Raw genomic sequence first — 226 nt, 5'->3', positions numbered from 1 at the left:
TAGATAGGCTTGTCCCCTAAGCAGAGCTTTGGACTCGTCAAGACTTCCACGCGTGAACCAAATTTGCAACGGTTCGCTTTCGCTCTATCCACAGTTGTGTTCACCATCAAATCCGATGGCACAATCGGAAGAAGGCCAGGCAGTTCGATGGCGGACCGCTACAAAATGGCCGAAGAATGGGGTGCGGCGATTGCAATTGCGTCTCCTGCCTTGCGGTCGGAGCATC

It is taken from the genome of Rhodopirellula sp. UBA1907, assembly GCF_002337565.1.
Taxonomy (GTDB): Bacteria; Planctomycetota; Planctomycetia; order Pirellulales; family Pirellulaceae; genus Rhodopirellula; species Rhodopirellula europaea.
This window is presented reverse-complemented; position numbering follows the sequence as displayed.